This is a genomic window from Bacillus cereus group sp. BfR-BA-01524, assembly GCF_022662595.1.
GTDB classification, from domain to species: Bacteria; Bacillota; Bacilli; order Bacillales; family Bacillaceae_G; genus Bacillus_A; species Bacillus_A thuringiensis_S.
Window position 1 is genome coordinate 1 of record NZ_JAKUDW010000355.1, and the last position, 298, is coordinate 298.

The window sequence follows — 298 nt, forward strand, 5'->3', positions numbered from 1 at the left end:
CATAGATGCGATATCTTTATCGTTGTTAGTACCGCTTGATGCTTGTGTTGCAAGATCACGCATACGAAGTAAGATGTTTGAAACAGAACCTAATGCAGCGTCACCAGTACGCAAAGCAGACATAGCGTCTTGTGTGTTACGAGCCCCAACGTTTAATCCGCCTTCTTTCGCACGCATACGAGTAGCGATAGCTAAACCAGCTGCATCGTCAGCTGCACTGTTGATTGATTTACCGCTAGATAAACGGTTCATAGATGTATTCATTTTGTCTTGGTTTTGTCGCATGTACTCTTGTGTA

Annotated in this window: 1 protein-coding gene; it reads right to left on the reverse strand. The window is 43.6% G+C overall.

The annotated features are described in order from the left end of the window. Positions 1–298 (reverse strand): flagellin N-terminal helical domain-containing protein (locus MR170_RS31450; protein WP_481746808.1); only part of this gene is annotated, 298 nt, incomplete at both ends.